This is a genomic window from Planctomyces sp. SH-PL14, from assembly GCF_001610835.1.
Taxonomy (GTDB): Bacteria; Planctomycetota; Planctomycetia; order Planctomycetales; family Planctomycetaceae; genus Planctomyces_A.
In genome coordinates this window covers 234,454-247,200 of the sequence record NZ_CP011270.1, presented here as the reverse complement: position 1 = coordinate 247,200, position 12,747 = coordinate 234,454, and the positions used below count along the sequence as shown (strand labels likewise).

The 12,747-nt window shown below is 61.5% G+C and carries 16 protein-coding genes; 5 read left to right on the top strand and 11 right to left on the bottom strand.

Translation table 11 applies throughout. The features are described 5' to 3' along the window. Positions 1 to 187: 187 nt before the first annotated feature. Together VT03_RS00935 and VT03_RS00930 are read left to right on the top strand one after the other, a co-directional pair. Positions 188 to 1,729 carry a CNNM domain-containing protein gene (locus tag VT03_RS00935; protein ID WP_156514199.1) on the top strand — a complete coding sequence of 514 codons (1,542 nt, stop codon included), beginning with the start codon at positions 188 to 190 and terminating at the stop codon, positions 1,727 to 1,729. A gap of 376 nt (positions 1,730 to 2,105) precedes the next feature. Further along, positions 2,106 to 3,080 (top strand): hypothetical protein, encoded by a 975-nt coding sequence (locus VT03_RS00930; RefSeq protein ID WP_075091241.1) that lies wholly within the window; start codon positions 2,106 to 2,108, stop codon positions 3,078 to 3,080. Between the two features lie 238 nt (positions 3,081 to 3,318). Here VT03_RS00930 and VT03_RS00925 read toward each other — a convergent pair whose 3' ends face one another. The 5 genes from VT03_RS00925 to VT03_RS00900 form a co-directional block, all read right to left on the bottom strand. Next, positions 3,319 to 3,498 carry a hypothetical protein gene (locus tag VT03_RS00925; RefSeq protein WP_075091240.1) on the bottom strand — a complete coding sequence of 60 codons (180 nt, stop codon included), beginning with the start codon at positions 3,496 to 3,498 and terminating at the stop codon, positions 3,319 to 3,321. A gap of 115 nt (positions 3,499 to 3,613) precedes the next feature. Next, positions 3,614 to 3,862 (bottom strand): hypothetical protein, encoded by a 249-nt coding sequence (locus VT03_RS00920; protein WP_075091239.1) that lies wholly within the window; start codon positions 3,860 to 3,862, stop codon positions 3,614 to 3,616. 91 nt (positions 3,863 to 3,953) lie between these two features. Further along, positions 3,954 to 4,190 carry a hypothetical protein gene (locus VT03_RS00915; RefSeq protein WP_075091238.1) on the bottom strand — a complete coding sequence of 79 codons (237 nt, stop codon included), beginning with the start codon at positions 4,188 to 4,190 and terminating at the stop codon, positions 3,954 to 3,956. Continuing rightward, positions 4,190 to 5,155: a hypothetical protein gene (locus tag VT03_RS00910; RefSeq protein WP_075091237.1), complete on the bottom strand. Its 966-nt coding sequence runs from the start codon at positions 5,153 to 5,155 to the stop codon at positions 4,190 to 4,192. The genes VT03_RS00915 and VT03_RS00910 overlap by 1 nt, the downstream gene beginning before the upstream one ends. An 836-nt stretch (positions 5,156 to 5,991) precedes the next feature. After that, complete coding sequence (locus tag VT03_RS00900; RefSeq protein ID WP_075091235.1) at positions 5,992 to 6,888, bottom strand: hypothetical protein; 897 nt, start codon at positions 6,886 to 6,888, stop codon at positions 5,992 to 5,994. Positions 6,889 to 7,042: 154 nt separating this feature from the next. Between VT03_RS00900 and VT03_RS00895 the strand changes: the two genes are divergently transcribed. Further along, positions 7,043 to 7,264, top strand: coding sequence for a helix-turn-helix domain-containing protein (locus tag VT03_RS00895; RefSeq protein WP_075091234.1), 222 nt, complete (start codon positions 7,043 to 7,045; stop codon positions 7,262 to 7,264). Position 7,265: 1 nt separating this feature from the next. Here the strand turns inward: VT03_RS00895 and VT03_RS00890 are convergent, their stop codons facing one another. The 4 genes from VT03_RS00890 to VT03_RS34930 all read right to left on the bottom strand — a co-directional run bounded on the left by VT03_RS00890 (position 7,266) and on the right by VT03_RS34930 (position 9,484). After that, positions 7,266 to 7,571, bottom strand: a complete 306-nt coding sequence (locus tag VT03_RS00890; protein WP_075091233.1) for a hypothetical protein — start codon at positions 7,569 to 7,571, stop codon at positions 7,266 to 7,268. Between the two features lie 21 nt (positions 7,572 to 7,592). After that, positions 7,593 to 9,056 (bottom strand): AAA family ATPase, encoded by a 1,464-nt coding sequence (locus tag VT03_RS00885; RefSeq protein ID WP_075091232.1) that lies wholly within the window; start codon positions 9,054 to 9,056, stop codon positions 7,593 to 7,595. Positions 9,057 to 9,155: 99 nt separating this feature from the next. Continuing rightward, positions 9,156 to 9,347, bottom strand: a complete 192-nt coding sequence (locus tag VT03_RS00880; protein ID WP_075091231.1) for a DUF2997 domain-containing protein — start codon at positions 9,345 to 9,347, stop codon at positions 9,156 to 9,158. Between the two features lie 8 nt (positions 9,348 to 9,355). Then, complete coding sequence (locus VT03_RS34930) at positions 9,356 to 9,484, bottom strand: hypothetical protein (protein ID WP_255378508.1); 129 nt, start codon at positions 9,482 to 9,484, stop codon at positions 9,356 to 9,358. 334 nt (positions 9,485 to 9,818) lie between these two features. Between VT03_RS34930 and VT03_RS34030 the strand changes: the two genes are divergently transcribed. Together VT03_RS34030 and VT03_RS34025 are read left to right on the top strand one after the other, a co-directional pair. After that, positions 9,819 to 11,045, top strand: a complete 1,227-nt coding sequence (locus VT03_RS34030) for a recombinase family protein (protein WP_075091230.1) — start codon at positions 9,819 to 9,821, stop codon at positions 11,043 to 11,045. A gap of 49 nt (positions 11,046 to 11,094) precedes the next feature. Next, positions 11,095 to 11,943 carry a hypothetical protein gene (locus VT03_RS34025; RefSeq protein ID WP_075091229.1) on the top strand — a complete coding sequence of 283 codons (849 nt, stop codon included), beginning with the start codon at positions 11,095 to 11,097 and terminating at the stop codon, positions 11,941 to 11,943. Here VT03_RS34025 and VT03_RS00865 read toward each other — a convergent pair. Further along, positions 11,928 to 12,290, bottom strand: coding sequence for a DUF1257 domain-containing protein (locus VT03_RS00865; RefSeq protein WP_075096868.1), 363 nt, complete (start codon positions 12,288 to 12,290; stop codon positions 11,928 to 11,930). The genes VT03_RS34025 and VT03_RS00865 overlap by 16 nt on opposite strands. A gap of 113 nt (positions 12,291 to 12,403) precedes the next feature. Beyond that, positions 12,404 to 12,700, bottom strand: a complete 297-nt coding sequence (locus tag VT03_RS00860) for a DUF1257 domain-containing protein (RefSeq protein ID WP_075091228.1) — start codon at positions 12,698 to 12,700, stop codon at positions 12,404 to 12,406. Positions 12,701 to 12,747: the final 47 nt, after the last annotated feature.

The window sequence follows — 12,747 nt, the reverse complement described above, 5'->3', positions numbered from 1 at the left end:
TTCTCGAAATGCACAGAGCGGGCCAATTCAAGACACGGTTCTCGGATTGGCTCTTAGGCAGGACCGTCCGCTTCGCGCGAAGGACAGGCAGGACGTCGGAGGACCGCCGAAACCCGCGGCCGCGCCACCGCCTTCTCCGGCAAAGAAGGATCTTTTCAATTGACGTCTGGCAAGCCGTTTGCATTGATTGCTCAGGTTTTCAGCTTCGTCTCCAGGTTGCAGCATGGGTTTTCAGACTATCGCCTACCTGCTGGCGGCCGTACTGTGCATCATCGCCAACGGTTTCTTTGTGCTGGCGGAGTTCGCCCTTGTCAAAGTTCGCGCAAGCCGAATCGAGGAGCTCTCCCGCTCGGGTAACCGCCGCGCCGTCGTTGCTCGCGAGTTGGTCGATCAACTCGACAGCTACCTGGCCGCGACGCAGCTGGGAATCACCGTCGCCAGTCTGGGACTCGGTTGGGTCGGCGAGCCCGCTTTCTCCGATCTGATCGAACGGTTGATCGGCCACCCCACCCAATTCTCGCCGGGCGTCAGTCACTCGATCTCCGCCGTACTTGCATTTCTCATCATCACCTTCCTGCACATCCTCTTGGGTGAACTGGCGCCCAAAAGTCTCGCCATCCGGCGTCCCGAGGCGAGTACTTTGTGGATCTCGCAGCCGATGCGATGGGCCTATCGCCTCTTCTACGTTCCGATGCTCGTGCTGAACGGTGCCTCCAATCTGGTTCTGAAGCTCATCGGGCTCGACGGCGATTCGAAGGAGGCGTCTCACTCGGCCCAGGAGATCCGACTGCTGCTCTCGACGGTCGAGACCTCGAAGGGATTTACCCTCAATCGCCTGCTGATGCTGGAGAACATTTTCGAACTCGGCCGGCAGACTGTGCGAGACGCGATGATTCGATGGCCCAACGTCAAGACCGTTTTCCTGTCGGACAGTCTTGAAGAGCTCCTGGAGACCGTCCGAGAGCATTCCTATTCCCGCTGGCCCGTGGTTGATCCGCTGAATCCCGTCCCGACCGGATATCTGCTTGTACGCGATCTCACAGCGCAAGCCGGCTCAGATATGAGTTGGGTTGAACTCATTCGTCCCCTTCGCCGAGTGGCGCCGACAGAGAACCTCGAAGCAGTCATGCAACGGCTTCAGAAGGATGGAGCCAATATGGCCGTCGTTGTCGAGAACGACGTTCCGGTTGGCCTGATTGCATTGGAAGACATTCTCGAGGAAATCGTCGGCCGCATCGAAGACGAGTTTCCGCGGCTCCCCAAGGTGTACCTCAAGGATGCCCTTGCGGCCGGGAACGTCCTCCTGGAGATGAAGGCGGAGACACTTGAAGAAGCGGTTCGGGAACTAGCCTCTTCGATTCCTCCGGAGAGCGTCCCTTCATTCAGCCAGCTCTGCGACCTCGCCGGAACGCATCTCGCCAGCGATGTCGTCGATGCGGCGAACGGTGTGGCAATTCCGCATCTCCGCTGTCCGGGGGCAAAGCGGCCAATCATCGTCATTGGTCGTTCGACGGAGGGGATTCGGTTGCGGCCGGAGGTTGAGACACCGACACACCTCTTCTTCTTCGTCGTCACGCCGGCAGAACGCCCTCATGCACAGAGTTTCTTTGTGGAGGGTATGACCACGATTGCCCGGAGCGAAGTCATTCGCGGGCGGCTTCTGATCGCGGAGACGCCGGTTCAGGTATTCGAGATCATCGCCGCAGCGGACCCAGCGCTAACGGGTTAGAATGCGATCCCGCCCACGTGTAGAAGAATGCGAGTCTTTGTATTGTGCCAGGTCGACCGGAGTCGTTTTCTGTGCGAGAGGCGACAGCGAATGCGTCCGGAATCGCAGTTGCTCCGACGACGGCTTGACTAATGTGGGCTACGAGGCGAAGTTTTCGAGAGAAGTGATCGGAATGGTCGCGCAGTCGTCCGACGTGGCCAGAAGCGAGAAGTCTGGCGTTCTGCCAGCGAGCTAACCCTTTACGCATGCCCGGCACCGCTTGAAGTCCCGCTCTTCTTTCCGCCGCCAGTGTCAGCTCTCGAGCGTCGACTGCGTCTTGCCGTTAGGGCGGCAGCGATTTGATTCAACTGCTTCAACACTCCGTCGAGGAAGATCTATGTTCCAGCATCGCCTCAGGGTGTCGCGACTCGTCTGCGGCGTCGCGCTGATCGCGATTGGGACCGCTCAAGGGACGTCGCAAGAGAGGCCCGGCGGTACGGACGCCGTACTCGCCATCTCAATTGCCGTGCCTGATCGAGTCGAGGACTCCACCGCACGGGCAATTTACGCGACCGACAAGAGCAGCCGGTTTCACGTCATCCTAACGAATCGTGGTCGCGAGCCGTTCTACTTGCCCGATCGAGGGAGTGAGCCTGGGCGCGAGGCATTGAGGTTCGAGATCATCGATGAGTTGGAGAATATGACGATCGCCCGTCGAGTATCGATACTGACCAGCAGGCGGGGACGTGTCGGCTCTTGGTTGCTGAGGCCGGGCGAGAGTGTCGTCATCGAAGTCGACTTTCTGAACACGGACAATTGGAGGGGCTTTCCGAAACTGGGAACCTACGGACAGGTAACCAAAGTTCAGATGCGAGCTATCTTCGAGATCGAACCGGAGAGTGTGCCAAAGGACAGCAGTTTCTGGACTGGTCGGGCCGAAACGGAGGGCGAGACCTTCAGTATCAACAGTCGGATCAGCGGGGTCTCTCGGGGAATCGGTGGAGTCGTTCAGTCCCGAGGAGAGTTCGGGACCGTGAACTTCTCCATTGAAGCCGAAGGCCCCGATGACGCACTGACCCTAAAGCAATTGATGATCAGCGGGTCACGCGGCGAGATTCGAGTTCCGACTGCTGCGATGGCTGGGATCCGACGACCGCTTTTGGGGACCTTAGTCCCGACTATTGAGTCAGATGTGAACGGCCGAGAACTGCTCTGCTTCACTTTTGAGGTCGATGACCCTCCCACCGGGAAGGACGTTGTGGGGCGGCCTCGGGTCTCATTCGCCTTTCAGGATGGCGCGTTCGTGAAGCGGACGACGTTCATCACTCGAAAGCAGATCGTTGATGAGTGGCCTGCGAAGAACGACAACTGAGCTTTTCGCCTGAGTAAGTTTACCTTCGGCAGGCGAGACGCTGATCTGAGTCTTGATCAAGAGGATTGATCTGGCACAGCTCGCATCGATTTCGCCCCTACGTTTATGCGGTCGTCCGAGTTTTGGAAACACTCGATGGCTAAGAGAATGACCAGAGGCCCCCATCCACGGATGGAGGCCTCTGTTGTGTAAGGCGAAGGTCAATCGTGTAGCGATCGGAAAGCAGCGTTCTCGGGAGTCAGCGGTCGCGGTTCCGTCGAGAGCGCAACCGGATCCCCCCCGAATGGATCGCCATCGCCAAGCCGACGAGGGCGGAGAGGAGAAAGACGGCCCATGAACCGGTCACGGCACCGATCAGGGCCGCAACGATCAGCGCTCCGTGGACGTGGGCATTGTTCAGTTTCTGACGAGCACTCAAACGAATCTCCTTCTCAGTGGTGCGAGGAGCCGCCCGACTTCGAGCGGCATGACGAGCGATTGCAGCAATGTCATGCGTGGCACTGGGCGGCAATCAGCCGCCGGTGGCCCCGCGATTAGGGTGCGATGGGAACATTCCGTTCCAGATCGAGCGCGTCCCAATCGACGATCAGGTCCTCGGGATCCCGTTCGACGGGGAACGGCCTCAACCGCACAAAACCGTGCTGGCCGATCGTCTGCGGGCTGTCGCCCGTGGCGCGCGAGATCTCCCGGTCGAGGTCCTGCTGCTCGCCGGGCAGGATCTCCTCCAGGATTTCGGCGATCGACTGCACGGCGCAGTCTTCAAAGGTCTGACGTAGGGACATGTGGGCTCCGTAGTGGGTCAAAAAGAAAACGCCGCCCAACGCGGGCGGCGTGTGATGGTTCGAGAGCGTGCGGGTCCAACTTCGGGCTGGCTCACCCGCCGGAAACGAGATTCGCTTCCAGCCAGGCGATCTCGGCCGCGATGGCGTCGGAACGGCGATCAAAGGGCCCCAACTGGGGCCCTCCAATCAGCTGCGCTGTCCAGCGGCCCTCGTGATCCGGCTCGACGTGGCTAGCCCGTTCGATGGACTGGCGGCCGAGCGGTCTGAGATCGAGAGTCTCGTTGTAGAGTGTGGTTACGTTGCCGTCGTGATGAATGAGCACCTCCATCACGTCGACTCCGGACGCGTAGGCCTGATGATCGAGCGGCGAGGCCGATCGACCATCAGGCCATCGAGCGAGGCCTGGACGTTCGAGAGCTGCGACGCGATGCGGCTGCGAAGAGGCGCATCGTCGCGGAGCTGCTGCGGCTGAACCTGACTCACCAGGTTCCGAGCCCGTTCGACAACGGCGTCGAGCTCGTCGCTCGAGTGGATGTTCAGCCGGCGGAAGCGATCGAAGAACTCGCTCAGGTTCTCAATGGCCGAGTCCCGGAAGACCTTCGGCTTGCCGTCGTCGGATCCGGAGAGCCGCTCGGTGAGGTGCTCGACGAGCCTGGACAACTCGTCGAGGAAGGCCTGTTCGGCCAGTTGGACCGCCTCATCGAAGCGGGCCTGCACGCGCAGACTCTCCTGCTCGTACAAGGCCGGGTTGAGTTGCTGGAGGTAGTTCGGCGGCTCGACCGCCGGAAAGTCCCAGCTGACCGCAAACTCGTCCCGCATCGAGACGGGATAGTCCGAGGCATTGAACAGGCGACCAAGGCGGTCTCGGGCCGCACTTCGTAGCTCCGAGTAGACGTCGTCGAGTCCCACGACGGCATCGTTCAGTTCGCGTCGGTACTCGCTGAGGATCTCGTCGAACCGCCCGATCGCCTTCTGCGGGATGAGCCGGACACCGGCTTCGGGATACGGCAGAGTCTGGGACTTCCAAAACTGAACAATCTTGCCTCGAACGCCCGTCACCGCCCGAAACTGCGGATGCCGAGTGTCGAGGAGCTTCTTGCTGGCGGAGACATACTTCGCTTCCGCGTCGAACTGATCGGCCGCCTGCGCCTTCTGTTCCTGGCTGAGGGTCTTGCGGACTCCCATCCAGGTGAAGCTGACGCGGGTGGCGGCCATCGTCGTGCGGAGCCGCTGTGAGGCTCGAGAACTGTTAGACGAGGCCGGTTGTGGCTCGTCCGTCGAGACAGAGGGCATAAAAGCTCCGTTGAGGAATTGGAGGCACAAACAAAAAGGGCAGCCGCGATTCAGGGAATCACGACCGCCCAACAGCGATCCGGCGAAAATGAGTGATCAGAGACGAGTCGTCCCGATCGATCCAACGGACGACTAGCGAACCTCTCGGAGGCTCTCCCAGATGGGGCGCTGAGTCTCTCGGAGAGCCTCCACTTCGTCCGGCGGTCCCCAGACGCTCAATTGAACGAAGGCTTTCTCGGACTCTTGGTAGGACAAGATGAAGAGGGTTCGGACGCCCTGATGGACGGTCTCGACCGTCTGCTGAAACGGCGGACGCCCCGGACGCATCGACGCCGTCGAATCTAGGACGGTCACTTGATCGAACGACTTGGAGAACTTGTCCAGGCGCGCAACGCCGAACGCAGCGGCACTGCCGAGACCAGGGCCCGTCCTCAGCTCCGACGCCATCCCGACGCCGAACTTGCCCAATCGATCAGACATGACCGCGCCATAGGACCGCGGCTGGTTTGACGAGAGCTTGATCCAGGCACCAGGAACGTCGACCTCGAAATGGCCTTCGGGTGTCCGGAGGGACTGCTTTCCATCGGACCGCTGTTCGACAACGGCGACTGATGCGGCGGCGGGCTTCTCTGCCGGTTGAGGCGGCTTGTTCCAGACGTAGGTGCGGAGAAACCACAGACTGACCGCGAATCCAAGACCGTGGCGCCAGAAGTCGCTTTTCGCTCGAGGTTCTTGCTTCGTTTGCTGATCGTCCATAGGGACTCCACGAACAGAAGGTGATGAATGTGGGGACGAAACTCGAAACCGAACCGCCTGCAATCAACGACAGTTCAGGCTCAGAGGCTCTGTCCGGCTGCGGGGCCAGCACCTCTGATCGCAGCGTCGTCGCCCGGGTAATGGACCGATCTCAGGATCTCCGCCAGTTGGACTTCGTTCTGTTCGAAGACTGACGGGGGAGCCCAAGCCCGCAGTTGGATGAAGAGAGAGGGTCGGACGACGTAGGCCAGCAAGAACCGCAGTCGTTCCCCGTCAATGGTGGCGTCGACATACTCCTGCAACTCAGGATCTCCAGGGCGAGACGACATCGTCGCTTCGAGTAGCTCCACTTTGTCGAAGTCCCTGGAGAACCGACTCGAAACGAGCGTCGCATACTCCTGGGCGCTCTTTGCATCCAGATTGCGGCGATCCTCGACGAAGACCGCGACTCCCATTTGCTGCGTTGGGTCGATGGCGCCAAATGCGTTAGAGGCGAGCAGTTCACGCGGATAGTCCGTCCATTCCTCCGGCACCTTCATCGCGATGGCGCCGTTGGGAGAGGAGATGACTCGCAGTCTTCCGGACGGAGGGCCGGGCTGGCGCTGTCGCGAGGCCGATGACGCCGCGCGGAACCCCGGGACGAGGACGGAGAGTGCCGTCAGCCCCAGGACCAGTCCCCAGACACCGCGATTGACCTGCGTCAGTCTCTTCAATCGCGTGAGCCGGTGTCCTGTGGAGCGAAGCCGCCAGGCCTTCCAGAGGGCGAAGATTCCCAGGCCCCCTCCCGTGAGAACGAGCAGTCCAGCGAATCCGACAATCGCATCGACTTCCCGACCCGTCAGATGGCGGGAGGCGTCATTGAGAAACGAGAGGGCCATGCCAAAGCCGAACAGCAGAATGGCGATCTGGCCCCACGGCCATCCGGTCGTGGGCAGTGGAGGCGGCGGCGAGCCGCCGGAGTTGAGTGGTAACGTCATGCAAAGACCTCGATTGAGGAGGATGGTGAAGGAAAAGCACGTATGGAGAAGGAGCCCGCGGCCATTGGACCGCCTTGATCCCGCAGAATGGCCGCTCACGGAATGCTACTCATAGTCCGTGGAGCGATGCGCATAGTCAACATTGAATGCCGTGATGGCACGGCGAGCAGACATCCTGGAGCGGTTTGGACAGCGGGTCCGCGCGCTCCGAAAGGAGCAGGGCTTCAGCCAGGAAACCTTTGCCGCCGCCTGCGAGCTCGACCGGACGTACGTCGGCGGCATCGAGCGCGGCGAGCGGAACGTAGCCCTGAGAAACATTGAAGCGATCGCCCAGACGCTGGGGATCAGCCTGGCGGAGCTCATGACCGGACTCTGAGTCAGTCGGGCAGGACCAGGACCGTCACGACCCGTCTGCCCGCGGCCGTTGCCATCGCTTCTGCCGAGGACAGCCGGGTCAGGAGCCGCGTGGAGACCACCTGAGTCCCGGCGGCGTTACAGCACAGGTAGCGCACGCGGGCTGCTTTGAGTCGGCTGCGGAGCCCTGCGACCTCCTCAGTCCGTAAGTCCGGTCGAAGTCCCTTCGGAAGGTACGGCCGATATGCACCACCGCCGTGCGGGCTCAACTCTTCATCGAAGAACATCAGGGCCGCCCGGAGGACAGCCAAATCACGCGATGTGAACAAGGCGAACTCCTGGGTTACGGGTCAGTTCGGAGAAGGGGTGATCTTCCGCCGCGGCGGCTTCGAGAGGGATCCTGCGGAGTAGATCCCCGGCTGATCTGCCGAGAGGCAACGCCCGCTGGCCCAGTTCCGGAGCCGATCGACGGACTCGGCGGCGGTCACGGCGACCGGAACGACGTTCTGAGCCGCCTGGACGAGCGGCAGATCGAGCAGGGCCGCCAAACGGCAGCAGGCTCGGATCTCTGCTCCTGTCCATTGCTCATCCGCCGGACGCTTCTGGTCGGGATCGAGCCCGAACTGCTCGATGTAGAGCCGCCAGATCGCCTCCCGCTCACTTTGCCCCGGCAAGTTGAGGAAGAAGATCCCGTCGAACCGTTCCGCCCGGGAGAACTCCGGCGGAAGTCGGGAGATGTCGTTGCAGGTGGCGACGAGATAGACGTCCGAAGTGTGGTCGTTCATCCAGGTCAGGAGAGATCCGAAGAGTCGGGAAGAAACTCCCGAGTCCCCGGATCCCGACACGCCGCTGAGCGCCTTCTCGACCTCGTCGATGAACAAGACACAGGGCGCCATCGCATCGGCAATGCGAAGCGCCTGCCGGATGTTCTGCTCGGTCTGCCCGACGAGCGAGCCCATCAGGGCCCCGATGTCGAGACAGAGCGTGGGCCGTCCCGTCTCCCGGCCGAGGGCCTTGGCGAAGGCGCTCTTTCCGGTCCCCGGCACGCCCAGCAGGAGCACCCCCTTGGGCTTCGTCCGTCCGCGGGGATGGAGCAGGGATCGCCGACAGAAGGCCTTGAGGGCGGCGAGCCCTCCCAGGCTGTCGAAGGAGTCTTCGCCCCGGTAGAGCGACATCAGGCCGCTCTTGCGGAGCGTCTGCGTCTTCAGCTCCCAGACCGCGTCCGGGGTAATCCGGCCCTGCCGGACGAGGGACAGGCTGAAGGCTCCCTCCGCCTCGTATCGGGTCAATCCCGAAGCGGCGTCGAGGAGGGTGTCCAACTCGGCGCCACTCGGAAGGTCTCCCTGCTCCGTTCCAATCCCGCGAGCAATCTCGGCCAACTGAACCCGTCCCGGGAGCTCGTGCTCAAGGACCAGGAACAGCTTTTCGAGCTCAACCGGGATGGTAACCACCGGCGCCAGGACGACGACGAACGTCCGACTCTGCTTCCCGGCCAGGATCTGCCGGGAGAGCGTCTGGACAATCTCAGCGGACTGCAGGAAGCGGTGGAAGTTCTGCAGCACCAGCAGCGTCGTACCCTCCGGTTGGGCGAGGGCTCCCAGCCACCGGATGGCCGAGAGCGGATCCGCCGCCGAAGCCGCTGCGGCTCCGGGAGCGACAAGCCCCTGGTCGATGTCCCAGGTGGCGAGCTGCCAGCCTTCCTGGCGGCAGAGCTGCTGGATCTCCAGCAGAGCATCGTGATGTTCATGGGATTCGATCCACAGCCCGGTGAAGCAGGCGCGGACCGACTCCCGCAAACGCTCGGTGAGCGTCATGGGTGGTCTCCGTTAAGGGTGAGAATGTGGGAAGCGTGTCCGGGGAGAGGGCCCACGGACGATTGAAGATGAGTGGCGAGAGACCTGCAGCGGGAGCCGTCAGGTCTTGGTCTCAGTACGTTGTGACTCAGATTGCGTGGCGTAGAAGTCCGAAGTGAGCCGTTCGTCAGTGGTGCGACCCAGGGCTCGCTCGAGGAAACCACTCGCCTGACGGCATGAGCTCCCTTCGAACCCCTTCGTCTCGACCTGCGTGTGGCCATTCGGAGTGACCGTAATTTCGATGGTCTTCATAGGGTCCTTCAGCCTCCGACCTGGACGGTGGGACGGATCGAGCCGCTTTCCAGGGCCTGCTCGGTGACACTGTGTCCCTGGCGACGGGCTTCGAGCTTGGCCTTCTCAAAGCACTCAGAATGCACATCAGAAAACATCTCTCGACTCCTTGGGTGAAATTCCGGCAATTGGGTGGTTGGCGTTATTGGCGCTGTCTCGGTGGGTCGAGCAGCGAGATTCTCGTGTTGCCGGAGGCCAATCATGTCCGGTCGAGATGTCCGAGAAGGCGGCCCTCAACGGGACGCCGCAGAGGTGCCCCCGCGTCCAGGCTCCGCGAACGGAGGTCGGACAAAGCGGAGGCGCTGAGCAGTCACTCCCTCTGTCCCCACACGCTCTGGCAATTGATACCAGGGAGCAATCAGCAACGGCTCATCGCACAGCTCAGCCGGCTCGTGCAAGACAATCTGCTTCAAAGACACGGAGGTCCAAACGATGAACCAGCTGACAAGCGGTCCGCAGTCGATCCGTGAGTCGAAACTCAACTCTCATCACTTGGAGCGTCTGGCCGTCGTCTATGTTCGACAGTCGTCCGGCCATCAGGTTCTACACCACCAGGAATCCTCCCAACTCCAATATGGTCTTGTCGCTCATGCAGAGCGGTTGGGGTGGCCGCGGGAACGAATCCTGGTCATCGATGACGATCAGGGAATCTCGGGAGCGTCGAGCGAGGGACGACTTGGCTTCCAGCGGCTTCTGAGTGAAGTCGCCTTGGGGCATGTCGGATTGATCCTCGGTGTGGAGATGTCGCGGCTCGCTCGAAGTTGCAAGGACTGGTATCAGCTCCTGGAGGTGTGTGCGCTGTTCGGATCTCTCATCTGCGATCTGGATGGCCTCTATGACCCGTCCTCTTACAACGATCGCCTCTTGCTCGGACTGAAGGGGATCATGTCCGAGGCAGAGCTGCACGTCCTCCAGCAACGGATGTGGCAGGGAGCCTTGCAGAAGGCTCGCCGCGGCGAGCTCCTCAGCAAAGGTCCGGTGGAATATGTCCGTGATGGGGACACGCTCGCTTTGGATCCCGACGAACAGGCGCAGTCAGTCATTCGGCGAGTGTTCGAGCTCTTTGATCGATATGGCTCGATGCATGCCGTCCTGCGCCACTTTGTGGCTGATGGAACTCGCATGCCTGTTCGTCCATCCCACGGCGCGGGCAAGGGGCAGCTCCAATGGCGACGTCCCAATCAGACGGGCATCAAGACCATTCTGAGTCACCCTCTCTACGCCGGAGCCTACGTGTTCGGTCAGAGCAGCCAGAGTCGAAAGGCGAGGCGGCAGAAGCGTCCATACCGTCTGCCCAAGGAAGAGTGGACGGTACTCCTGAAAGACCGCTTTCCGGCCTACATCCCCTGGTGCCAGGATGAAGCAAACCAAGAGCGACTGAAGCAGAACAGGTCGCTCTTCAGTTCTCGAGGCAGTGTCCGGCAGGGGCGTGCCCTGCTGGCCGGCCTCGTCGTCTGCGGCCGGTGCGGTTATCGCCTTCGGACTCAGTATGGCGGCCGCCGCTCCCATCCAATCTATCGGTGTGGCGCACGGAAGAGTCTCTACGGGGAGCCTTCTTGCCAGATGCTGAAAGCTGGAACCGCTCGATCAGGAGATCGTGCGATTGGCGATGTTGGCCTTGGAACCCTAAGCGCTGTCGGTCAGTTGCCAAGTCGCTGACGACTGGGAGCAACAGAGATCAGCGGCGGAGACGCTCTGGAACCAGCGGTTGGAGCGAGCCGCCTATGAGGCCGATCGAGCCGCCCGGCAGTTCCAAGCAGTCGAGCCAGAAAACCGGTTGGTCGCTCGCACACTGGAGGCTGGCTGGGAAGAGAAGCTTCGAGCCCAGCGCGAGCTCCTGGAACCACACGAACGCTTTCTGCGGGATCAGCCTCGGCGGCTCACTTCCGAGGACCAGACCCGGATCGAGCAGTTGGCCAGGGATGTTCCCGCTCTGTGGAGCGCGGAGACGACCAGTGACTCCGACCGGAAGGAAATCCTCAGGGAGATCATTGATCACGTTGTGGTCGATATCGAAGGTGAGACGAAGTGGGTGGAGGCACGGATCCACTGGGCTGGTGGACATCAAACCTACACTCGGTTCCGACGCCCTCTTCGGGCCTCCAGCCATCTCAGCAATGCTGAATCCCTGATTGGAAAAGTTCGAGAGTTGCTGGAGGAGGGATTATCTGCCGGGAACGTCGCCCAAAGGTTGCGAGCAGAGGGGTACCGGACCGCCCGAGGGAACTTCTTCAGCGAGAACCGCGTTCGGTCGATCATGCGCCGATTTGGATTCCAGTCTTCGCGCGCGATCGTGAAGCAGGATCCGGGGCCGTTGGGGGAGGACGAATGGTTCATCTCCGACCTCATGCGGACGCTGCAGATCGGAACCGGCAAGATCTACAGCCGAATCGAAAGTGGCGAGCTGCCCGCTCGACGGGCCTTGGATGGCCGCTGGGTCGTCCGCGTCGATGAGGCGATGCGAAAGGAACTAGTGACACCTCGGAAGGCCACGCCGCCCCACACGAATCGAAAGCCGATAAGTCCTCCAGATCAGCCCCGTCAAGCAGAAACCTGAACCTGCAGCCTGATGCTGCCATCATCAAGCTGGCGTTCCGTGACGGAGTAACCTTGCCGCCTCGCCTCGATCCGCGTCTTCTCGACGGCGTAGTACTGCGCCAGTCTGTCGAGGTGTCGCTGGTCTCCCCAGCGACCCTCGAAGTTGTCGTAATGAACTTGGCCGGTCTCCAGCTGGCAGACGACGGGATACCTCCATCCGGGTAAGTCCACAGCCAGGCCCGTCGCCTCCGCGTTGAACAACCGGACTGTGCGAGCTACGGGTGGGCTGAGTTCGAGACGCGTGCAGGCCGCGGAGAGCGCGATGGAGTCGCGGATCTCGGTCTGAATGTGAACGATGTGAGACATGGTTTTGCTCGTGTTGTGAGGTGATTGGGACGATAGGAAGAAAAGCCACACTGCGATCGCTCCGGCCCCAGCGATGAGCTTTGCCGAGAAAGCCCGCTCCGGAGAACACCGGTTCATGGAGGGCACTGTGAGCGCGTCGACTTCTCGACGGCGTGGCCCTGCAGGAAACGGTCGAGTTCCGCGGGATCCCCCCAGCAGCCCTCATAGTTGTCGTACTGGAGCTGACCTGTCTCGGTCTGGCAGACGACCGGATACTGCCAGCGAGGGAGTTGAACTCCGAAGCCGCGGACGCGGCTGGAGAAGAGCTGGTGCTCCCCTGAGACAGGCTGAGGGAGGGCGAGCCGGTTGCAGGCGTTGGAGACCGCGATCGGACCGCGGACCTCCGTCTGGATGTGGACGATGTGGGACATGCCGTGGTGGTCCTTTCGTGAAAATAAGCATCGGATAGCTGTTCGTG